Below are 24622 nucleotides of genomic sequence, written 5' to 3'. Positions count from 1 at the left end.
CTTTCTTATTTAAACCCATTACTCAGAAATGAAATTTAACCATGATTCTTCTCGAAAGGAAACACATGATTGATTGGTGACTAAAAAATGGTCCAATAATGTGACATCGATTAACTTTAAGGCATCTTTTAATGTCATCGTAAGCGCAATATCTTCTTGTGAGGGTCTTAACGTGCCAGAAGGATGATTATGCGCCACAATCAAAGCACTGGCATTATGATGTAGGGCACGTTTTACAATTTCACGTATGTAAACCGCACTTTGAGCCACCGTTCCCTGACTCATTTCTTCAATGGCAATAATCTGATTTTGAGTATTTAAAAATAGCGCCATAAACACTTCAATTGGTTTAAAACCTATGTGCAATTGTAAATAGTCTTTGACTTTATCTGGCGAGTTTAAACTTAATGGTGTTTGTAGCTCTTCAACCAAAATGCGTTTAGCTACTTCATTGACGGCTGAAAATTGAGCATATGTGGCACTACCAAGCCCTTTTTGTTGTTTTATTTCAGAAAAAGGGGCATTAAATAACCGACCTAAACTACCAAAATGAGTGAGAAGCTCACGCCCCAACTCTACAGCACTTAAACCATGTGTACCAACACGCAATAAAATGGCAATTAATTCTGCATCAGATAAAACACCTGCACCTTGTTGTAATAATTTTTCTCGAGGCCGCTCCAATTCTGGCCAAGTTTTTATACTCACAGCTTCCCCTTAATCTATTTTTATTTACTTGATCAATACTTTTTTACTTTTGGCTCAGCAATCATGCCGCCCGCATGATTGCTGAGCCATTAAAACCTTAACCAGTTATGTGCACACTTAATTGTCCCAAGCCTTCAATATGAGCCACCAACTGATCATTTATTTTCACAGGTGCAACACCTTCTGGAGTGCCTGTAAAAATCAAATCGCCTGCTTTTAAAACAAAAAATTGAGATAAATAACTGATGGTTTCTGGTATAGACCAAATCATTTCATTCAAATTGCCTGTTTGTTTTAACTGACCATTGACCTGAATACTGATTTGGCCCTGTTCTGGATAACCAACTTCGCTGGCAGGATAAATCTGACTAATAGGCGCAGAAGCATCAAACGCTTTGCCAATTTCCCAAGGACGCCCCCCTGCTTTCATTTGAGTTTGTAAATCACGACGAGTCATATCCAAGCCTATTGCATAACCAAAAATACACTCTTTAGCTTCTTCTACACAAACAGCATTCGCTTCTTTACCCAAAGCAACCACCAATTCAACTTCATGCTGAAAATCTTGGGTTTTTGTGGGATAGGGTAACGATAAGGATGTATTATCTTGTGCACATACAATACTGTCGCTTGGTTTCATAAAGAAAAAAGGGGGTTCTTTATTAGGATCGGAGCCCATTTCACGGGCATGAGAAGCATAGTTACGTCCAACACAATAAATGTGCCTGACTGCAAATTGTTTTTGTGTACCAAATACAGGAATGCTTGTTATCTCAGGAGGGGTGAAAATATAGTCCATTATTTCTCCTTATATTATTGTATGCCTTTCATAAAAGGCAATAAATTAGTCTATATGGTATCTTGATTTTAATATCATATTGAATAAGGATAAACAATTATTTTTCACAAAAAAATGACCTTTAACTGAACCAAACCTGCCAAGCCATACGGGTAGCCACAATCATTAAAAACACACCAAACACCTGTTTTAATCGTTTTGCTGGTAATTTATGCGCAACTTTCACCCCTAAAGGAGCAAGTGCGACAGTGGCAATAGCCAAGATTAAAACAGCAGGAAAATAAACAAAACCCAAACTGCCTTCGGGCAAACCCTGTACTTGCAAACCAGACACGATATACCCTACTGTGCCAGCCAAAGCAACTGGCCAACCTAATGCGGAAGAAGTCCCTATTGCCTGTTGTATCGGCACCCGACACCATACCAAAAATGGTACAGATAAGGTGCCACCACCAATTCCTACCCAACTGGATAATAGGCCAATAACCCCGCCAGCTGTAGACTTAGTCAGTATTTTTATGTCTTCATTTTTAGGTGTAGGGGAAAAAGGAAAGAAATTTTGGAAGGCAACAAAATAGGCAAAAATGACAAAGAATGTTTGTAAGAACCCATTGGAAATGAATTTAGAAGACCAAGCACCAAAGAAAGTGCCCATCACAATCGCCAATGCCATCGAACGGACAAAATCCCAGCGAACCGCCCCACGTTTATTTTGGGCATAGACACTGGACAAATTCGTAAATACCATCACAGCCAGCGATGTTGCAGCAGCAATATGCTGAGCATATTCAAGATTGGGGTCTTGTCTATGCAATAACCACAACACAATTGGCACAATAACCATGCCCCCACCCACACCAAACAAGCCTGCAATAAACCCAGTAAAAGCGCCTGCTGCAATTAGGGGAATGAGTATATCTAATGCCAACATATTTTTACTTTATATTAACTTAAATTTTTCCGAGCAAAATTCAATGCTTTTTGCTCTTCATCACGTGCAAGATCTTTTTTATCTATTTGCTCAAACAGATCTGCTAAAGTTAAATAGCTTTCCAATGAAGGAGAAATAGCAATGCTTGCTTCATAATAGCTTTGCGCTTTACCCCATAACTGATTGGCACAAGCAATCTGTCCTAAAGTAAATAAAAGCTGTGCATCATGTGGTTGCGCTTTTAACCAGCTCTCACCTTGCTCCAACATTTTTTGCTGCTCGGTGTTTTGTAATTGAGCAATACTTTTACCCAAGACAGGCAACAATTCATCATTATGATTTTGTGGATAGTGGGCTCTTACCCACTCAACCGCTTGATCATCTAATCCAAGCTGTTGATACTTTTTAGCAATATCAACACATAGCTGATTATTTTGTAATGTATCTGGTACATTCTTCAACCATTTTTTGATGTCTTTGGTGGTATTTAAAGCGGTCATCTGCTCTAAAAAAGCCCGAACCTGATATTGCTCAACTTCATTTTGTGTAATCGCATCAACCTTGCGTAATTTTTCAACCAACGCCAATACTCTTTCTGCCTGTTTTTCTCGATCACTTAAAACAAGATCTAATTTAAGTGCTTGGGTTAAATTAGGTGCCAGTTTTAACGCTTCATCAAGCATTTGCCTTGCTTGAACATCTTCTTGTTGATTCAAAAACAAATTCGCTTCAAATAAATAACGAGCCAACTGTAAATGATCAGGTAAATTTTTTATTTCGATTAAAGATTCATCACGTTGCGTAATATTTTGGGTTTCCTGAGCGCTTTTACTCACCAACATCAATGCTAATGCTTTATTGGTTTCATCTGCCTCAGTTTTCAACGCTTTTAAAGAAAGATCCAAACTTTTTTGGTAACGTCCTTCTAAAAAAGACAATGCGGAAATATTTAAAGAACGACGTGCCTGTCTTAATTTACGAGCACGTAGTGCTGCTGGCACACGAATAACGCCCCAAATCAAACGAAATAACAAGTAAACACATGCTAAAAAAGCCAGATTAAAAATAACCACAGTATTCAAATTGGCACGATACATTTTTGAGCCAATAACCACCATCACGTCGCCAGCATAATAATGCCCCAATAAAGCCAAACCAACAGCAAGCAAAAATAAAACAATAATCCAGGCAATGGTTCTCATAGTACTTGTCCTCTATTTGAATCAATTTTTGCCGCTTCTTTTTCTGTTTTTTTAGGCTGAACAGGCTCCGCTGTTTTAGGAGCAGAAGCTTCTTGCGCTGTATCTTTACTTTCATTTGCTTCTGGTGCAGATGCAGTCGCTGATGTTTCTTGTTTCATCTGCTCAACAATTGGCATGGGTAAAGTGCTAATAGGTTTGACTGTTTTTTGATAATTTTGTACCGCCTGTAAACTGGTTGAAAGATTATAAGGCTGACGCGTCAAATCTGCTTCTTTTAATGCTTTAAGCTGTTGCACAGCAGTTTGTGTAATAGGCGATTTTAAATCAAAATACTGTTCAATAGAGCGCTCTGCTGCGTTCAAATTACTTTGATAGGCATCATTTTGATGCTGTAATAAAGCCAATCTGGCACTGTTTAATTGCAGCTTAATATTTTCTTTCACAAAATAACTTTGTTCTGGGCTCAAAAATACCACATCATTACTGTCCAAATGACGAACCTCAACTAAACTACTGAATCCTGACTTGGTTTTTTCCCATAAATTTTCCCACCAGTTTTCTGCATTACCCGTTAGTGTCAACTCTGTTACCTTCTCTACTGCATTTTTTTCAGCCGTATTCGTTGCTAAAGAGGCCAACAAATCAGGTAAAGTTGGCACAATAGTATTTAAAGTATCTAATTTAGCAGACAAACCAGCGATATCTGTTTGGGGTTGCTGTTTTAACTGTACTAAATCTTGAGCAATGGCTTGCTTAATTGGCATCAGCTCTGGCTGATCAAACTGGCTTAATCGATTTTGTATGTTTTCAAGCGCCAATATAGCAGTAGGAACATTATCTGCCACTTGCAACTGCTGATTGGCTAGATTTAAATTAAATTCCGTTTCTGAAACAAGCCAATCAAAACGTGTTTGGATTAACTCCTGATAAAGTTTATTTAATTGATCGGATTGGCTGCCAATCATGGCCACCTGAGTTTGTAATTTGACGATTTCTACAGCCAAGGCCTCTTCCCGTGCTTGGCTTTCTTGCAAACCTTTTAATATATTACTGGCTTGAAAATGATCATCATTACTTAAGGATGAAACTTCTTTAATGGAAGAGTCGAGCGTTTGGGTGGTTTCAAGCCCTTTATAAAATAAAAAGCCATTTGCACCTAAAGCAATAACAGCAATAGATAAAGCTAAGATACTTAATCCTTTTGATGAACGGGGTTTCTCAGTTTGGGTATTTAAAACATTATTATTTTGATCTGCCACAGTACTATCCTTTATTGTTATTTGTGGTGCATTCAAGTCAATAGCTTGCTTATTGTCTGCCATTGATTCACCACTGTTATCTGTTTGCATATTCTGCTCAACATCATCTGTTGTCTGTTTGTTTATAGCTGTATCATCATGCGTCACTTTAGATACTGATTCAGCAGAAACTTCATCTATATTCTCACTAGGTGCAGGATCATCAAAAATTTCATTAGGTTCTTGATAAGGATCTGTTTGATTTGTTGATGTATTGTTGGGTTTATCTTGTTGGTCTGTCATAATGGGCCTAATGCTCCTATTAAACTTTTTACCATATTTTCATCACCTGCCGCGCAAGTTATTACTTTTTCAGCGCCCAATCGTTGCAGATGTTCTTGAATACGCACATGTGGTACTAAGTATAACAATTTTTTTAATATCTGTTGTGCCTCTTGCGGTGCATTTTTAAAAAGTAGCTGTGCAATTTCTGAAGAAGTCACACATATTGCAGATAATAAACCAGTTTGTACCCACATAAAAAACTGAGCCCAATCTAATGGGATAGGATGTCTTTGGTACACTTCTTCAATATAAACATGGGCGCCTTTTTCATGTAAAAAATGAGCCATATCCGCTCTCCCACCTTCCCCTCGAATAATCAATACTTTTTTCATGAAGGCTTGCTGAAAAATGGGTAAGCTCAATAATGCCAATGTATCATTTTGCCCCGCTTCTGGATGGTATACATTCTTACCACTGATTACCCTAAGTTTTTCAGCACTTGGCTGCCCAACACAAAATAAGCTGCCGTTAAAACGATGAAAGTTAAGATAAGGTGCTGCCACATCAATGGCACTGGGGCTGACGAAAAACACCCAATCTGCCTGTAAAAAATGCTTATCTAAGGTGAGTAAGCAATCTGTCTTAGGTAAAATGGTGATAGGTGTAAACAATTGTGCATTGGCACCTGCTATTTGTAATAAATGAATCAATTTTTTTGACTGCATTTGTGGGCGAGTCACCAACACAATCTGACCATTTAGTTTCATTGATTTGTCGCCAGTACCTGTTCAATTAATGGTAAAGCCCCTTGTTTAATCAAATCGTCTGCCACACTTAACCCTAAAGCCTCAGCATCGGCAAGCGCCCCTTGTTTATGCGCACTCAATACAACCGTGCCATCAATACTGGCAACCCGTGCTTGCAAAAGAATGTTGTGATCACTTTGAAGCTGTGCATAAGCAGCTAAAGGCACTTGGCAACTTCCACCTAATTTTCTAGACACAGCTCGCTCTGCCAGAACACAAGCATGGCTTTGCTCATGGTTTAAGGGTTCAAGTAGTGCCAGTAAGTCTTGTCGATGTGCGGCAATTTCTATGGCCAAAGCACCTTGCCCTGCAGCTGGTAAACTCTCTTGTGGTGACAAAATAGTTTGTATTCTATCTTGTAAACCTAAACGAATAAGGCCAGAAGCTGCCAAGATAATGGCATCATACTCCCCTTCATCTAATTTACGTAAACGGGTTTGCACATTACCGCGCAAAGGTTTCACCACCAAATGAGGAAATTTTGCCCGAATTTGTGCCTCTCGCCTTAAACTAGAAGTACCCACCACGGCTTGATCAGGCAGTTGACTTAATTGCTGATAACGGTTGCTGACAAATGCATCACATGGGTTTTCACGCTCGGTAATGGCAGCCAAAATAAATCCTTCTGGCAACTGCATGGGCACATCTTTTAAGGAATGAACGGCCAAATCTGCACGGCCATCTAATAATGCCTGCTCTAGCTCTTTTACAAAAAGCCCCTTACCGCCAATTTTAGATAAAGTTTTATCTAAAATTTGATCCCCTTGTGTGGTCATCCCTAAAATAGTGACCGTTTTTTCAGGATATAAAGAACATAAACGACTTTGAATATGTTCGGCTTGCCACATAGCAAGTTGGCTTTCACGACTGGCAATAACGAGTGCATTCATAAATTATTTTCTTAATCAAATAGTCTGTATGTATTTATTTTAACATGGTTTAGCAGAGTGCACATTCAAGAACATCATTCACTTTATTTACCGCATATACTTTCACCTAATGTTAATGCTAGCTTACACATTGTTTATTATTCAATCTAAAAAACAAAAAAAAACACAGCCTAATGTATGAGCTGTGCTTTTAAAAAAATAACTTATATTGATTATTTTCTTAACCAATCAATCTCCATGAAATTCGTCTTGCTATCTGATCGGTAGGACATAGATTTAATCCCATGGAGCCTGTGCTGTCCCCTTCTGTATAAGCAATACTCACTTCTCTTGTATCTGACTTTTTCTTACAGTAGGTAAAAAATGATTTTACTTTTGCGCGACAGCTATCATCTTTACAATAACCATATTCAGGGAAAATTTGTAAATTGGTATTCAAACCTTTTTCAGAAGGGGCGCCATTATACAACCCAAACTGACCATCATTATTCATGAAATATGTTTGATTTGAGTAAACCAATGCTGGTGAAGTAAGGCCATTTGTCAAATAACCATTGATGACGACATCTTTACCATCTACTTTTGCCAACATATGAGTATCTCGCTTAGTTAAAGCACCACCTGTAAGCGCATTAATCAACATAATAGAACCTTCACGCTCAGTTTCATCTCTAAAACATTTTACCTGTACACCAGAGTCAAGATCCGCAAAAGCATCTTGTCTTAACCAAGTTGTAGAAAGCACAACTGTACCATCAACAACACTGATCGATGCATTTGCCTGCTCATTACCAAATTTTCCTGATCTGGTGTAAGTTGGCAAATCAATCTTCCAGCCTTTATGCGTGCTTTGGGGCTTCTTATTGCTTAAGAGACGAAGCGTTCTTTGCGTTTTTTCACCATTAACATACCCTTTGGTACTTTGATCAATTGTTTGTTCCAACAGATCTGTTTCAGTTGCAGCAATTGGGTTCATGTTTTTTAGATCATCAAAAACGCCATAGATAGATTGTTCTGACTCTAACTTCAAATCTTCAGCATAAATTGCACTACCTGTTGTGAAGGTCACGACAGGTTTATCTTTATAACGTGAAAAAGCAGGCGCACTCACTATTGGTTTTTTAGCACTACCTGAGTATATTTTAACCATTTTCCACTGATCTACTGCAGGATAACGCAGATCAATACGATACAAATCCCCATTACGATCACCCGCATAAGCTAAATCTGCAATTCCATCATAATCAATATCAATTAACGCGGGTGCAGATAAACCATAATGACTGGTCAATATGCTCTGTATATCCACTTTTTTAAGCAAATCACCAGGAGCAGTATTGTTTGAACTCTCGCCAATATTAACCCCCAAAGCATCTACAACCAAAAGCGCATTTTCTTGCTTAGGTCCATCATAACCATTAGCAACAAAGGCAGCTTGATAAACATCATCGTATTTAGGCCAACCAGTTTTATTATCGCGCTTTAATGCAACAGGCCCAATAATAGGATTACCTACGGTATAACCAAGATTATCATTTAAATCTGCTAAACTACTTGATTCCCACAAGGGTACAGATTGAGCCCATTTATGTTGCTCTGCACTCATGCCAATAACTTCCTGAGTATCTTCTTTTTTACCCGCGATATTTAGCGCAAACACACCTCGACCACCCTGTCCCATCGTTGCAACAGCAAACAAATGGTCTTTATTGGTATGGCGAGAAGCAATACCCCCATTTACACCAAACACATGTGGGTTATCATCTCGGATAGCATAACCTGGTAAAGCTCGATGATACATTGCTTTGTATAAGGTCTGATGATCATCCCGTGGCATCATACCTGGAATCATCCCTAACTTATAAGAAAATGGCTTTGATGAATCATTTGTTGCCTGATAAACCTTTACCATACCGTCATTTGAACCAAATACCATATACTCAGGAATATTCAATGCACTACTTACATGGCCAACCATAAAAGCATTGGTATTTAACACATCTCCCAAATAACGGTGCTCATTATCCTGTCCTTTACCAGCGCCAGATACACCAGCTAAGGCAACTTCACGATTGCGGTAACCAGTTTCACCATCAGTTTGAGTAGAAGTTGCTAACCAAGGAATATAATGTTTAGCAAAATCATCTGAATTACTTGCTGTGCTGCCAAAACTATTATTGTCAAAATGTGTACTTAAACTGGTCACAGATGCTGTGCTCAAATTAACCCAGTTACCTTTACTTTTAGCAGAACTACCCAATACTGTATGCTGTTTATAATCATATTTAGCAGACACATTTGTTGGCGCAACAACTTGATTTTTACTATTTAAGTAGTTAATTTTCAAGAAAGACAACCATCTATTAGGTTCCATTTGCAAGCTAACTGCCAGTTGTTTACCGGTATCATCCATAACATAGGTTACAGCAGGAGCTGAAGCCGAAAAATAATACTTAGGCCGCCTTTTTTCAATAAACTCCTCGAACCATTGCCCTAATTCATCCGCATCTTCTGATAAAACAAATTCACCGTTACCTCGTTGAGCAAACGTTTCAAATTCTCTCGTTCTCCCCGCAGTTGCACTATCTAAGCCTACAGCAGAAGTAGAAATATATTGATTGGGAAAATCTGTCCCATTATATGGTTTACCATCACCATCTAGTTGTGAACTTGACATAGGATGAATAGTTGCGCCATTGATTGTTGGGTTATAGTTTTTAGCATTTGCGACACGATTGCCATCAGTAAAAACAACAGCAAAGATATCTTGACAACGATATTTAACAAAATCAGGAATAGACAACATGTCCCGATAGCTACCTCTCCTGCCAGTTGCATACGAACGCCACTCTACATTAAGTAATTGAGGGAAAGTATCTTCCATATAGGATGCACTTTCAGTGATGCCGATGCCACGGATTTCATCAAGTAAGGTGGCTTTATTTGTCTCAGAATGATCAGTAGGTGAAAACCGCATGGGTTTCCCAAAAAATTTTGCACTCGTATCGGTATAACGAATTGTGGGCAATGAAGCAACTATATCTGCTGTACCCGCAGAATTATTATTGCTACCTGTATTTTTGATCAAATTTGCCCTACGTTCCGCAGGAAAACTACTCATCCACGAGTAATTAGGGTCAGAATTCCAGATTGGCGTAGCACCATACAAGCCTAAATCACTTTCGGAAAAAGCGTGCCAATTATCTTTTCGCCTTTGATCCACAAGAACAACCAGTCCCCAATCAAAGTCATCATAGTATTTTTCCACCATACCATGTAAGCCACGTTTAACAACATCAAGCCGAGTTGGCCAGCTTTGATTCCTATACGCTGAAGGTACTTTTGTTCGAGAGATGTTCCTGCCAGAATTGTCGCTCATAGAGGCATTATTGTTCATTGTGGTTGAGTTATCCACAAAAGCAAATAATAGCGGGGTTGTTCTATTAATGTAAGGTTGAGAAACAATAGGGTAAACTGGAAATGGATACGTTCCTGGAGCACCTAAGGCAACACCTGACACACTGGTCGTCAGCGCAAGAAAAACAGCCAAGGGTATGATGCTTTTATGCATATACTGTTTCTTGCCATGCCTTCCTAATTTTGTTTTTTTCATGACAATCACTCCTGTACATGTAATTAAAGATTAAATCTTTATAATTTTTACGTTCTGAATAAACTATTAGATAATAATATTGTAATTAACAATTGAAGTAATTTCAAAAAAATAAGTTAAATGAAAAATAATATTAATTATAAAAATTAATATAGATATTGTTTTTTTAAACATAAAAACTTTAAACAAAAAAACAAAAAATCGAAATAACTAAATTTTTAAAAACAAAAAGAAAAATATAATTAAAAAAAAAGAAAAAATATAATCTATTGATACATAAAAAATTTTAAAAAAAACTTTAAATATCATATATAATAAATATCAATATTAAATTAAACAATAAATTATAAAAATGAAAAACAAATTTATCAAAAAAAAGAAAATATCCAGCCAAAATTTATTTCATGACATCAACAAAAAGTGGTAAAAAACATACAAAAAAAAACAAACTAACTGTTTGTTTTTCTTGAAAAATAAAAAAATTTTTATAATTTTATCACAAAAAATAAAACCAATTTAAATATTACATTCTAATAAATTCTATAAATTATATTAACAGAAAACAAAAAATTCAACAATAATTTATAAAATAATTGTTGAATTTCAAACATATAATTATAAAAAAAATGTTTTTATCTTAAAGTTTTTAACGATCTTCGAACCGATCACCTATTAAAGTACACAGGATGGACAGTAATATTGCTAAAGGTAATCCCAACATCCAAGAAAAATACCACATTATGTCTCTCCTTTAATAAGCTGAATGATCATTGGCACGAATATCCGCTTCCGTGACTTTACCCCATAAAACCTTATAGGCCCATCGAGTATAAAAAACAATTAAAGGAACAAATATAACCGAAGCCACCAACATGACCTGTAAAGTAAATAATGAAGATGTACCATCCCATGCAGTCAAACTGGAATTAGGGTGACTGGAAGACGGCATAACAAAAGGAAACATGGCGGCTGCCGCGGTCACAATAATACCGACCATCGCTAAAGAAGACGCAATAACAGCCAAACCTGCTTTTTCTTTAATGGCAAAAACCACACCTAATAGTGCCGCAACTAACCCTAAAACAGGAAAAACCACTGTAAAAGGGTATTTAGTGTAATTAATAAACCATGCTCCTGATTGTATGGCTACTGTTTTGACTAAGGGGTTAGAAACAGCATTAGGGTCTAACCCCGAGACAACAACAAACCCACTAATATTACCCAAATAAAGCCAGATTCCTGCTAAAGCAAACAAAGCAACGGTTAAAACACCAAAAATGACAGCCATTTTTTTGGCACGTTGAAAAATAATGTCTTCTGTTCGGAGCATTAAATAGTTTGCACCATGAAAAGTAATCATTGCGGTACTGACTAAACCACATAATAAAGCAAAGGGATTGAGCAAAGCCCAAAATGAACCTGTGTAAAAAGAACGCAAAGTGTCATCATAATAAAAGGGCACACCTTGTAATAAATTACCAAAGGCCACACCAAAAATTAAGGGGGGAACAGCACTGCCTATAAATAAAAGACGATCCCACCAACTGCGCCAGACAGGGCTTTTTAACTTACTGCGATAATCAAACCCTACTGGGCGAAAGAATAATGCCCAAAGCACAGCCATCATGGCCCAATAAAAACCAGAAAATGCTGCGGCATATACCAATGGCCATGCAGCAAAAATAGCACCACCACCAGTAATAAACCAAACCTGATTGCCTTCCCAGTGAGGACCAATTGTATTAATGACCACTCGACGTTCGGTATCTGTTTTACCCACGAAAGGCAGTAATGTGCCTACCCCCATATCGTGTCCATCCATGATGGCAAAGCCAATTAAAAGTACACCAACCAATAGCCACCAGATGAATTTTAGTGTTGCGTAGTCCATTAGTGTTCTCCTGCTTTTTGTTCATTTTGCTCTAAATGATAACGACCTGTGCCCAAACTGGACGGTCCCAATCTGGCATATTTGATCATCAAATACATTTCAACAATCAGTAAACCAGTATAAAAAGCAATAAAACCTATTAAAGACATCCATACCATACTGGCAGACAAGGATGAAACCGATAAGTGAGTAGGTAACACACCATAAACCGTCCAAGGTTGGCGCCCATATTCGGCAACAAACCACCCCAACTCAGCTGCAATCCATGGCATAGGTATCCACCATAATGCCCAACGTAAAAACCAACGTTTTTGTTCAAAATTATTCTTTAGTGAATAATATAAGGCCAAGGTAAACAAGACTAAAAAGCTAAAACCTAAACCAACCATGATTCTGAAACTGAAAAAAAGTGGCGCAACTTTTGGTACAGTACTGTTTGTTGCCTGCTCAATCATTTGTGGTGTCACCTGACTGAAATCATCAGTGTATTTTTTTAACAGTAAGCCAAACCCTAAATCGGTTTCATATTCACGAAAAGCCGCAATTAATTGTGGATTTTTTGGATCTTTACGTAAAGCTTCCAATGCCAAAACCGCTCTTTGCCCATTCATGACTCTTTGTTTGTTTTTTTCTAAAATTTCTTTAATGCCAGGCACTTCTTTTGTGGCACTTCTTGTGGTCATCAAGCCCCCCACATATGGAATTTCAATTGCATAGTGATTCATTCGTTTTTCTTGATCAGGCCATGCAATCAGTGTAAAAGAAGCAGGTGCAGGTTCTGTTTCCCATATGGCCTCAATAGCTGCTAATTTTGATTGTTGTGACTCTGTGACGGTATAACCAGATTCATCACCTAAGACAATGACAGATAAAGCCGAAGCAAAACCAAATGCTGCCGCCACTCTAAAGGAACAACGGGCAAAAGCCACATCACGTTTTCGTAGCAGATAAAAAGCAGATAAACCCAAAACAAAACAAGAGGCGGTTACATAACCGGCACTGATGGTATGCACAAATTTTGCCTGCGCGGTAGGGTTGAAAAATATATCACTGAAACTTAATAGTTCCATACGCATGGTTTCATAATTAAAATATGACCCTACTGGATCTTGCATCCAACCATTGGCAACTAAAATCCATAAAGCAGACAAATTGGAACCAATAGCCATCAAAATGGTGACCATAAAATGTTTTAATTTTGATAATTTTTGCCAACCAAAAAAGAATAAACCGACAAAGGTAGATTCAAGGAAAAAAGCCATTAAGCCTTCAATGGCTAAAGGTGCACCAAAGATATCGCCCATATAATGGGAATAATATGCCCAATTGGTACCAAACTGAAACTCTAGGGTAATACCAGTTGTCACACCTAAGGCAAAATTAATACCAAAAAGCTTTCCCCAAAATTTCACCATATCCTGATAAATCTGTTTTCCCGTAATCACATAAACGGCTTCCATAATCACCAGTATCCATGCCAACCCCAAAGTCAGTGGCACAAATAAAAAATGGTATAACGCGGTCACGGCAAATTGCAGCCGTGACACATCAACTAAAGCTTCTGTCATGAGTGTGTTTCTCCGTAATATAATGAGTAATGTTGATGACCAAGTAGATGTTGATCCATTTTTTCAGGATCTACTGGTTGTTTATGTCGAAAAAACAAGCTCCAGAGTATGGTTAAGATGATTATTTTGACAATTAAGGTCACAATAATTTCTGTACGATATTGTTTGACCAGATTCATCTGGATTCCTTTTTCTCTTTTTGTCTGTATTGATATTGAACTATTTTTAGCATGGTTCTTTTTTTATTCCTTTAAGTTACAATAGAACCAATAACAAGTAAAATTGATTATTCTTGTATAACTTATCGAAAAAATAGATATGAAAACAAAAATTACGCTAAAACAATTACATATATTTTATGAAATAGCCAAAACAGGGACAACAACTGGGGCGGGTGAATCTATTGCTTTGTCTCAATCGGCCATCAGCGCGGCATTAAAAGAATTAGAAAATAATTTAGAAACAGTATTATTTGACAGGGCAGGTAAAAAACTGGTTTTAAATGATAAAGGTCGGCATTTAATGCCTTTAGCACAACATGTTTTAGACAGCGCAGCGCAAATTGAAAATCAATTTAAGGAAATGGTTCGTACGGGGCAATTTAATACACGTATTTGTATTGGTTCAAGCAGTGTGATTGGCAGCCATTTATTGCCCAATATTTTGTCAGATTTCTATCAAGAAAGACCAGAACAAAATATTGAAGTCAAAATCCGCAATAGTCGCAATATTATGAAACTTGTTGCCCAATATGAAGTTGATTTTGGTTTAATTGAAGAGCCCTGCCATCATAGTGATTTAATCAGTACACCTTGGTTAGAAGATGAAATGATTATTGTTGCCTCTCCTAAACATCCATTAGCTCAACTCAAACAAGTGAGCATTGAGCAATTAAGTCAGGCACGATGGATTATGCGAGAAGCAGAATCTGGTATTAGAGATGAAACCGAGCGTTTACTTTTACCTCATTTAAACCGTTTGCAATACATTAATGAAATGGGTAGCTTTGGTTTAATGAAACGCAGTGTCGCCACTGGTGTGGGCATCAGTTTATTATCACGCTTTGTGGTTATGGACATGCTTCAAAATAAATCTTTGGTTGAGCTGTCTACCACATTACCTCGTTTTAGTAGACGCTTTTTTTTAATTGTACATCATAAAAAATTATTGTCTCAAAACTTAAAATATTTTTTTGAATTTTGCCAAAAATATCAAAACCAGCCATAGTATTTCTTGTTGTGTCAGGATTATTGAATTATTTTTTCGCACTCAAATTTTTATATTGTTGATATTTTTCTTGTCTTTTCGGGGTATTGAGCACTTGCTGTTCAAGTGAAGAAAACACTTGTTGCGCCACTGTTGTTTGCATAAATTCAACAGACATATTCTGTGTTGCTTGACTTAATTCCTGTTTGATTCGATGAATTGTTTGCTGATTATTTAAGTCTTCTTTTAAAATCGCCCCGAGCGCTCTGGCTGATTGCTTCACCGCCTGTTGTTGTGGTTTGCTGATATCAAGATGAGCAATGTATTGATCAACATCATCTCTGATGCCATTTTTATTTTGATCTGCCCCTATTAAATCATTTGCATGAGCCATTTTAATAATATCACCACTATCCTTTAATTGCTCTAACGCTTCATCTAAAGGCTGATGGGTAGACTCTTCTTCTTTTTGGCAAGCACCAAGAAATAGGATACTGCTTAAACTCAAACAAACCAGCCACTTTTGGGTACACATTTTACTCATGATGAATCTCTTTTCTTATAAGCAATGGATATTGACTCAAACAATAACTGATTTGTTTGTTGTTACTGATTTACTCTTCACTAAGATTATATTCTCTTTTTAATGCATCCATATCAGGAGACAAAATAATTTTTTCATCTGGTGCACAAGCAATGTTTGTATCTTTATCAGGGTAAGGTAACACATGTAAAAAATGACGAATACAATTTAAACGTGCCCGTTTTTTATCATCTGACTTAATAATCACCCATGGCGCATCTCCAGTATGCGTATGAAAAAACATGGTATTTTTCGCTTCAGTATAATCATCCCATCTATCTAAAGATTCAATATCAATAGGGGACAACTTCCAATGTTTCAATGGGTCGTCTCGTCTTGAAATAAATCGACGCAATTGCTCGGCTCGGCTGACAGAAAACCAAAATTTAAATAAACGAATACCACTACCAACAAGCATACGTTCAAGTTCTGGTGCTTGGCGCATAAATTGTAAATAATCATGTGGCGTACAAAAACCCATCACTTTTTCTACCCCTGCTCGGTTATACCAAGAACGGTCAAAAAAAATCATTTCACCCTTAGTAGGCAAATGCCCAATATAACGCTGAAAATACCATTGCCCCTGCTCTTTTTCAGTGGGTTTTTCCAATGCCACCACACTGGCACTACGTGGATTTAAGTGCTCCATAAAGCGCTTAATGGTTCCCCCTTTTCCAGCGGCATCGCGGCCTTCAAATAAACAGACTATTTTTTGACCACTTTCCTTGACCCAATTTTGTACCTTTAACAGTTCAATTTGCAATGCGGCTTTTTCTTTTTCATAGTCTGCTCTTTTCATCCGTTTTCTATATGGATAAGAGGCAGGCAATGCAGCGCTGTCGTCAAGCTCTTGCATGGTTTGAGAATCAATTATTTTCTTTAAGGGATTGGTTTTGGTTTTAATCAGAACAGAAGGGGTAATCTTCCCATTATTTTTCTGCTCTACCGTTTGTTTAGGTGTAGCTTTAATTGTTTTTGTCCGAACAGTAGGTTTCTTCTTCTGTTCGACCGTAATGGGCAATGCTTTTTCCTTTAAATGAGGAAGTGTTAATACAGTATCGTTTTTGTCTCTATTTTCCATAATATCGCCTTTGTTAAAATATTCTTTTTTAGCTTATTTTACTATAATTTTGACTAATTGTTTATATGTCATACTTATAAAATACCATTTTTTAGAATATTATTTACGGTCATCATTCATGATGAAACCAAAGACAATAAAAATAAAAAGGCGGCACTTTTATCATACCGCCTTTTTGGAACATTATGATGTTTTTACCATTGATAACCCACACCAGCAGACACACCAAACTCGCTTTGTGTATTACCAGAACCTGTTAGCTTCAATACCCATTTACCATTCGGCAAAATGGTGGAGACACCAACAGCAATAGCAGACTCCCCTCGATAGGACGACATAGAGGCACCAGCCATACTGGCTCCTGGTAAATAAGCTTGAGGGATACCTGACATCGCCATCGCAGCAGCAACCCCTCCACTTAATTTATCATCCAAATCATCAATACGACGATCTAAGTGATTAAAGCGCTCATTATTAATGGTATTGATTCTGGTTAAGCCTTCATTTAACTGGTTAACGTTTACAGCATCCGTACCAGCAGTACCAGCAGCGACATTGGTAATTTGACGCTCAGCACCTTCTGAGCCCACAGAAACGGCATTATCTCGTAAAGCAATAGAATCATCACCCAAAGCAACTGAGTTATTTCCTGAAGCTCTGGAACCAGAACCTAATGCCACGGATCGGCTACCTGTAGCAGAAGTATTTTCACCCAATGCAATTGATTCATCTCCATCAGCAGAAGCACCATTGCCTACTGCTAAAGAATCTCGTCCACTGGATCTGGGTAAACCATACCGACTGGTGTTATTACTTGAAATAGCCGTTGCCGCCTTTACTTGTCCTACAGTTGCTGCATCATTATCTGCCACACCATTTTTAATACCACTTAAAACACGGTCACCTTCTGTACCAGCTATATTCACACTTGTGCCACCTGTATCTTTACCCACTGTAATCTCATTGGTAGTTGAATCCTGTTGAACCAGACCCGCACCATTAGAAATATTATTAATGGCATTATTAAGGTCAGCAATATCATTTGTGTTTTGATCCACTTGATTTTGCACTGAAGCTAATTGCCCACCATTTACAGCATCCGTACTGCCAATAGCCACATTACCATTTGCCACATTTGTAATTGTCACTGGGCCAGTTGAGCTAGCATTACCCAAGGTGACTTTATTTGGGTTATTAGTGTCATACATAACAGCATTACCAGCTGCTGTAGTTTGTTGTTTTAAGGTATTAACAGATTGATCCAAAGCACTTAAGGAGTCACTCAAGTTTTTACTACCACCTTGAATATTGTACATAGACCCCACGATATTACCTGAAGCGTCAAGATTTGCCCCACCTCCTAAACTGGCTAATAATGCTTTTAGCTGAGCTGCATTGGTGGCATCCGAATCATTAATACCTGCACTAATATTGGTTAAAGTACGACTGTTACCAGACATACTGGCAAATGACACTGTTGCTCCCTCCCAATCTGAACCCACAGTAATCGTACCATTCGTTTGACCATCCCAACGTACAGGGCCAGTTGTACCATTACCAATATCTGTGATTTGATTCATAATATTAGTAATATTGGTGGTGTTATTAGTGACCCCCATATCCAATACTGTTAAGGCATCACCCACTGTAGTCACACTACTGCCTTGAACGGTATAGCTTGGTGCAGTAAAGGTGCCATTGGCATCGATACTGGCACCACCGCCTAAACTATTGGCTATAGAACTGATATTCGTGGTGTTAGTAGCTATATCAGTTGTGTTTTGGGTAATAGCAGCGGTGTTGGTTGTAATATTCGCTGTATTTTGCGCAACCAACTCATTGGTGTCATTTAATTGCCCACCTGTAATCGCATCTGTACTGCCTGCTACAACCGATCCATCTTTAATACCTGTTAAGGTACGTACGCCATCTGTACCTGCAAAAGACACATTAGTACCACCTGTAGCCGAAGCCACTGTAATATCCAAACTAGTCGCATCTTGTTGCACCAATCCGACTGAACCACTATTGATGATATTGGTTAAGTTGGTAATATCGGTGGAGTTGGTCGTCACACTGCTATCCAATGCAGTTAAGGCATCGCCTACTGTACTTACACTACTGCCTTGAACGGTATAACTTGGTGCAGTAAAGGTACCATTAGCATCGATACTGGCACCACCGCCTAAACTATTGGCTATAGAGCTGATATTCGTGGTGTTAGTAGCTATATTAGTAGTATTTGTGGCAATATCAGTTGTGTTTTGGGTAATGGCAGTGGTGTTGGTTGTAATATTCGCTGTATTTTGCGCAACCAATTCATTGGTATCATTTAATTGACTACCTGTAATCGCTTCTGTACTGCCCGCCGCAACTGACCCATCTTTAATACCTGTTAAGGTACGTACGCCATCTGTACCTGCAAAAGATACGTTGCTACCACCTGTAGCCGAAGCCACTGTAATATCCAAGCTGGTCGCATCTTGTTGCACCAATCCGACTGAACCACTATTGATGATATTGGTTAAGTTGGTGATATCGGTGGAGTTGGTCGTCACACTGCTATCCAGTACTGTTAAAGCATCACCCACTGTAGTCACACTGCTACCTTGAACGGTATAGCTCGGTGCAGTAAAGGTACCATTAGCATCGATACTGGCCCCTCCGCCTAAACTATTGGCTACTGAACTGATATTCGTGGTGTTAGTAGCTATATTAGTAGTATTTGTGGCAATATCAGTTGTGTTTTGGGTAATGGCAGCGGTGTTGGTTGTAATATTCGCTGTATTTTGCGCAACCAATTCATTGGTGTCATTTAATTGCCCACCTGTAATCGCATCTGTACTGCCTGCTGCAACCGATCCATCTTTAATACCTGTTAAGGTACGTACGCCGTCTGTACCTGCAAAAGACACATTAGTACCACCTGTAGCCGAAGCCACTGTAATATCCAAACTAGTCGCATCTTGTTGCACCAATCCGACTGAACCACTATTGATGATATTGGTTAAGTTGGTAATATCGGTAGTATTTTGATTAATATTAGTAGTGTTCGTTGTCACACTGCCATCCAATGCTGTTAATGCATCGCCTACTGTGGTCACACTACTGCCTTGAACGGTATAACTTGGTGCAGTAAAGGTGCCATTGGCATCGATACTGGCACCACCGCCTAAACTATTGGCTATAGAGCTGATATTCGTGGTATTTGTGGCTATATCAGCTGTGTTTTGGGTAATGGCAGCGGTATTGGTTGTAATATTCGCTGTATTTTGCGCAACCAATTCATTGGTGTCATTTAATTGCCCACCTGTAATCGCATCTGTACTGCCTGCTGCAACCGACCCATCTTTAATACCTGTTAAGGTACGTACGCCATCTGTACCTGCAAAAGACACATTAGTACCACCTGTAGCCGAAGCCACTGTAATATCCAAACTAGTCGCATCTTGTTGCACCAATCCAACTGAACCGCTATTGATGATATTGGTTAAGTTGGTAATATCGGTGGTATTGGTTGTCACACTGCTATCCAATGCAGTTAAGGCATCGCCTACTGTACTTACACTACTGCCTTGAACGGTATAGCTCGGTGCAGTAAAGGTGCCATTGGCATCGATACTGGCCCCTCCGCCTAAACTATTGGCTATAGAGCTGATATTCGTGGTATTTGTGGCTATATCAGCTGTGTTTTGGGTAATGGCAGCGGTATTGGTTGTAATATTCGCTGTATTTTGCGCAACCAATTCATTGGTATCATTTAATTGACTACCTGTGATTGCCTCTGTACTGCCCGCCGCAACTGACCCATCTTTAATACCTGTTAAGGTACGTACGCCATCTGTACCTGCAAAAGACACATTAGTACCACCTGTAGCCGACGCTACTGTAATATCCAAACTAGTCGCATCTTGTTGTACCAATCCAACTGAACCGCTATTGATGATATTGGTTAAGTTGGTAATATCGGTGGTATTGGTTGTCACACTGCTATCCAATGCAGTTAAGGCATCGCCTACTGTACTTACACTACTGCCTTGAACGGTATAACTTGGTGCAGTAAAGGTGCCATTGGCATCTACACTGGCACCACCGCCTAAGCTATTGGCTACTGAACCGATATTTGTAGTGTTGATTGTAATATCTGCTGTATTTTGAGCAACCAATTCATTGGTATCATTTAATTGACTGCCTGTAATCGCTTCTGTACTACCCGCCGCAACCGACCCATCTTTAATACCTGTTAAGGTACGTACGCCATCTGTACCTGCAAAAGATACGTTGCTACCACCTGTGGATGAAGCCACTGTAATATCCAAGCTGGTCGCATCTTGTTGTACCAATCCGACTGAACCGCTATTGATGATATTGGTTAAGTTGGTAATATCAGTGGTATTTTGGGCAATATTAGTAGAATTAGTTGTCACACTGCCATCTAATGCAGTTAAGGCATCGCCTACTGTGGTCACGCTACTACCTTGAACGGTATAGCTCGGTGCAGTAAAGGTGCCATTGGCATCGATACTGGCACCACCGCCTAAACTATTGGCTATAGAACTGATATTTGTAGTGTTGGTTGTAATATCTGCTGTATTTTGCACAACCAATTCATTGGTATCATTTAATTGACTGCCTGTAATCGCTTCTGTACTGCCTGCTGCAATACTGCCATCTTTTAAACCACTTAAAGTACGCACACCTGCTGTACCTTCAACAGTCACAGTATCACCATCAAGCTCGGAGGCTATTCGAATAGCTCTACTATTTGCATCTTGTGTCACCAATCCAATCGCACCATTGGTAATATTATTGGTTAAATTTGTAATATTAGTCGTATTTTGACTGACTATTTGATTGGTTTCATCAAGTTGGCGCCCAGTAACTGCTTCTGTACTACCTGATGATAATACGGCATCTTTTAAACCACTTAAGGTACGTACACCTGCCGTTCCTTCAACAGTTACAGTATCACCATCAACATCTGCCGCAATTCGGATGGCTTTACTATTTGGATCTTGTTTAACCAATCCAATGGCACCTGTATTTAGGTTATTAATAATATTGGTAATATCAGTGGTATTTTGGGCAATATTTGTAGTATTAGTTGTGACACTGCCATCTAATGCAGTTAATGCATCCCCAACTGTATTGACTGTACTGCCTTGAACAGTATAACTTGGCGCAGTAAAGGCGCCATTGGCATCTACATTAGCGCCACCTCCTAAGCTATTGGCTACCTCTACAATAGTGTTCGTATTTTGTGCCACCAATTCATTGGTCGTATTTAATTGGCTACCTGTAATGGCTTCTGTACTGCCTGCTACAACTGACCCATCTTTAATACCTGTTAAGGTACGTACGCCATCTGTACCTGCAAAAGACACATTAGTACCACCTGTAGCCGAAGCCACTGTAATATCCAAGCTAGTCGCATCTTGTTGCACTAACCCAACTGAACCGCTATTGATGATATTGGTTAAATTGGTGATATCGGTTTTGTTGGTGGTGACACTGCTATCCAATGCTGTTAACGCATCACCCACTGTAGCGACAGTACTCCCCTGAACAGTATAGCTCGGCGCAGTAAAAGTACCATTGGCATCTACACTGGCACCACCGCCTAAGCTATTGGCTAACTGGCCAATATTACTTGTATTTTGCGCCACCAGCTCATTGGTGTTATTTAATTGGTTTCCTGTTACAGCTTCTGTACTGCCAGAGGCAATACTGCCATCTTTAAGACCTGCTAAACTACGTACGCCATCTGTGCCTGTAATAGAAACATTAGTACCATTTGTCGTAGCACCAACAGTAATGTTGCCCGCACCATCTTGTAACACAAGAGATGTACCGCCACCGCCTGGGTTTAATTGTGATAACTGATTATAAATATTATTGATGTCACTATTATTTGTCGTGACATAAGAATCTAACCAATTAAACGCATCACCTACATTATTGTATGTCCCGCCTTGAAGCACATATCGTGGTGCAGTAAAGGTGCCATTCGCATCAATCTGAGCACCTGCGCCAAATGCTGATGCTAAAGAAGTTAAATTTGATGTATGTGTCGCCAATGTGGATGTATTTTGGTTGGTTGCCTGAGTCGTGGTGGTTAATGTTGTATCTAGCTTAGTTAAAGCATCCCCTACATTATTATATGATCCATTTTGAATCATATATTGTGGTGCAGTAAAAGTGCCATTGACATCTACATGCGCGCCTGCGCCTAAACTATTGGCAATCCCATCAATATCTTGGGTATTTTTTGTCAGGGTATTTGTATTTGCTGTTATACTCGTGTCTAACGCAGTTAAGGCATCTCCTACATTATTAAATGAACCATTTTGTATTTGATAATTTGGTTTTGTAAACACACCGTTAACATCAATATTCGCACCCGCACCAAATGCTTCAGCCACTTGAGCAAGATTTGTCTCAGTAGAATCAAGTGCGTTAATGTTTAAATCTAAGTCTGCACGTAAGATACCTAAATCGACCCCCAAATTGGCAACGGCTCCAATATTAGTATTTAACAAATTGGTTAAAGAGCCTACATTTACATCTAAATCTGCAAGAGCGCTGACATTTGCATCGACTAAATTACTTAATGAACCTAAATTAAGATTAAGGTCAGCAACAGCCGCAACATTTGTATCAACCAAATTACTTAATGAACCCAAATTAAGATTAAGGTCAGCAACAGCATCAACATTTGCATCAACTAAATTACCTAATGAACCTAAATTCGTATTGATATCCGCTACGGCACCAACATTAGCATTCACTAAATTGGTTAAAGAACCTAAGTTGGTATTGATATCTGCTACGGCACCAACATTGGTATTCACTAAACTGGTTAAGGAACCTAAGTTGGTATTGATATTTGCTACAGCGCCAACATTGGTATTCACTAAATTGGTTAAAGAACCTAAATTGGTATTGATATCTGCTACGGCACCAACATTAGTATTCACTAAACTGGTTAAAGAACCTAAATTGGTATTGATACCAGCTATCGCTCCAACATTAGTATCCACTTTACTGGTTAAATTGGTTAAATTAGTTGTTAATGTCCCAACAGAAGAAACATTCGTATTGACCAATGTTGTTAAAGAGCCTAAAGCACTACTGGTACTGGTCAGTTTTGTATCTACAGCAGTCAACGCTGAACCTATATTATTGACAGAAACACCCTGAATAATATAGTCAGGCAGTGTAAAATTACCCAACAATCCAGTTGCCGCTCCACCACCCAACACATTAGCCAATAAAGCATCACCTGATAAATTAATGGTGATTAATGATTTTGGTTGAATCAATGAGTTAGTTTGGGTATTCGTGGTATTTGTTGGTGTCGTTTCTGTGACAGTATTTGTTACTTGAGTTTCTGCATGTGCCATAACAGCTAAACTACTTAGGGCAATTGCACCTGTAATTTTACTGGCTTTTTTCCCTTTTGCCTTCGTCAACTCTGATACAGCAACCCAAGCATTTAATACGGTGTTCCACACCAGACGGTAAATTTTATTCATGATTTATTCTCCTTGTACGACCAATATTATTTTTGATGTTGTGCAAATTAATTACGGTTTGAATTACTAAAAAATATCGAAAAAAATCAACTGATATGCTCATTTACACCATAAATGCCCCTTACTGATCGCATAGAAATTTATTTACCCTTAATTATTTTTAATAATACATTGAAAATAATATGAATTTATAAATAAAATATTTAAAAAAAGACAAAAAAAAATCCTTAAACTGGTATTTACCAGAGTATCTCTATCCAAGAAAAACAATAACAAACAATCCATT

16 protein-coding genes are annotated in these 24622 nt (G+C 38.4%); 1 reads left to right on the top strand and 15 read right to left on the bottom strand.

Annotated elements, in window-relative coordinates:
- Positions 1-18: 18 nt before the first annotated feature.
- The 12 genes from radC to cydP form a co-directional block, all read right to left on the bottom strand.
- Positions 19-708: a RadC family protein gene (gene radC / locus AADH04_RS09175; protein ID WP_434776986.1), complete on the bottom strand. Its 690-nt coding sequence runs from the start codon at positions 706-708 to the stop codon at positions 19-21.
- A gap of 97 nt (positions 709-805) precedes the next feature.
- Positions 806-1507, bottom strand: coding sequence for a fumarylacetoacetate hydrolase family protein (locus AADH04_RS09170; protein WP_434776985.1), 702 nt, complete (start codon positions 1505-1507; stop codon positions 806-808).
- A gap of 121 nt (positions 1508-1628) precedes the next feature.
- On the bottom strand, positions 1629-2438 hold the full coding sequence (locus tag AADH04_RS09165; protein ID WP_434776984.1) for a sulfite exporter TauE/SafE family protein: 810 nt from the start codon (positions 2436-2438) through the stop codon (positions 1629-1631).
- A 14-nt stretch (positions 2439-2452) separates the two neighbouring features.
- Positions 2453-3640 (bottom strand): heme biosynthesis HemY N-terminal domain-containing protein, encoded by a 1188-nt coding sequence (locus AADH04_RS09160; protein WP_434776983.1) that lies wholly within the window; start codon positions 3638-3640, stop codon positions 2453-2455.
- Entirely contained in the window at positions 3637-5181 is a 1545-nt protein-coding gene (locus tag AADH04_RS09155) for a uroporphyrinogen-III C-methyltransferase (protein ID WP_434776982.1), read from the bottom strand. The genes AADH04_RS09160 and AADH04_RS09155 overlap by 4 nt, the downstream gene beginning before the upstream one ends.
- On the bottom strand, positions 5178-5930 hold the full coding sequence (locus tag AADH04_RS09150; RefSeq protein ID WP_434776981.1) for a uroporphyrinogen-III synthase: 753 nt from the start codon (positions 5928-5930) through the stop codon (positions 5178-5180). The genes AADH04_RS09155 and AADH04_RS09150 overlap by 4 nt, the downstream gene beginning before the upstream one ends.
- The gene (hemC, locus tag AADH04_RS09145) at positions 5927-6859 is read right to left on the bottom strand and encodes a hydroxymethylbilane synthase (RefSeq protein WP_434776980.1); all 933 of its coding nucleotides are present in this window, start codon (positions 6857-6859) and stop codon (positions 5927-5929) included. The genes AADH04_RS09150 and hemC overlap by 4 nt, the downstream gene beginning before the upstream one ends.
- A 220-nt stretch (positions 6860-7079) precedes the next feature.
- Positions 7080-10472: a PilC/PilY family type IV pilus protein gene (locus AADH04_RS09140; RefSeq protein WP_434776979.1), complete on the bottom strand. Its 3393-nt coding sequence runs from the start codon at positions 10470-10472 to the stop codon at positions 7080-7082.
- Positions 10473-11118: 646 nt separating this feature from the next.
- On the bottom strand, positions 11119-11211 hold the full coding sequence (cydX, locus tag AADH04_RS09135; RefSeq protein WP_434776978.1) for a cytochrome bd-I oxidase subunit CydX: 93 nt from the start codon (positions 11209-11211) through the stop codon (positions 11119-11121).
- Between the two features lie 12 nt (positions 11212-11223).
- A complete protein-coding gene (gene cydB / locus AADH04_RS09130; protein ID WP_434776977.1) occupies positions 11224-12363 on the bottom strand; it encodes a cytochrome d ubiquinol oxidase subunit II in 1140 nt (379 codons plus the stop codon).
- Positions 12363-13931 carry a cytochrome ubiquinol oxidase subunit I gene (locus tag AADH04_RS09125; protein WP_434776976.1) on the bottom strand — a complete coding sequence of 523 codons (1569 nt, stop codon included), beginning with the start codon at positions 13929-13931 and terminating at the stop codon, positions 12363-12365. The genes cydB and AADH04_RS09125 overlap by 1 nt, the downstream gene beginning before the upstream one ends.
- Positions 13928-14110 carry a cytochrome oxidase putative small subunit CydP gene (gene cydP / locus AADH04_RS09120; protein ID WP_434776975.1) on the bottom strand — a complete coding sequence of 61 codons (183 nt, stop codon included), beginning with the start codon at positions 14108-14110 and terminating at the stop codon, positions 13928-13930. Before cydP ends, AADH04_RS09125 begins: the two co-directional genes overlap by 4 nt.
- Positions 14111-14249: 139 nt before the next feature.
- Here cydP and AADH04_RS09115 point away from each other — a divergent pair, with 139 nt between their 5' ends.
- Positions 14250-15158, top strand: coding sequence for a LysR family transcriptional regulator (locus AADH04_RS09115; RefSeq protein ID WP_434776974.1), 909 nt, complete (start codon positions 14250-14252; stop codon positions 15156-15158).
- A 28-nt stretch (positions 15159-15186) separates the two neighbouring features.
- Here AADH04_RS09115 and AADH04_RS09110 read toward each other — a convergent pair whose 3' ends face one another.
- The 3 genes from AADH04_RS09110 to AADH04_RS09100 form a co-directional block, all read right to left on the bottom strand.
- A complete protein-coding gene (locus tag AADH04_RS09110; RefSeq protein WP_434776973.1) occupies positions 15187-15681 on the bottom strand; it encodes a hypothetical protein in 495 nt (164 codons plus the stop codon).
- A 70-nt stretch (positions 15682-15751) separates the two neighbouring features.
- Positions 15752-16801 (bottom strand): polyphosphate kinase 2, encoded by a 1050-nt coding sequence (gene ppk2 / locus AADH04_RS09105; RefSeq protein WP_434776972.1) that lies wholly within the window; start codon positions 16799-16801, stop codon positions 15752-15754.
- 194 nt (positions 16802-16995) lie between these two features.
- Positions 16996-24336 (bottom strand): ESPR-type extended signal peptide-containing protein, encoded by a 7341-nt coding sequence (locus AADH04_RS09100; RefSeq protein WP_434776971.1) that lies wholly within the window; start codon positions 24334-24336, stop codon positions 16996-16998.
- Positions 24337-24622 lie beyond the last annotated feature (286 nt).

This window comes from Neisseria sp. Ec49-e6-T10, assembly GCF_051132615.1.
In the GTDB taxonomy this organism is placed as follows: Bacteria; Pseudomonadota; Gammaproteobacteria; order Burkholderiales; family Neisseriaceae.
Note: the sequence above shows the minus strand (reverse complement) of the source record. Positions and strands in the feature narration are given on the sequence as shown.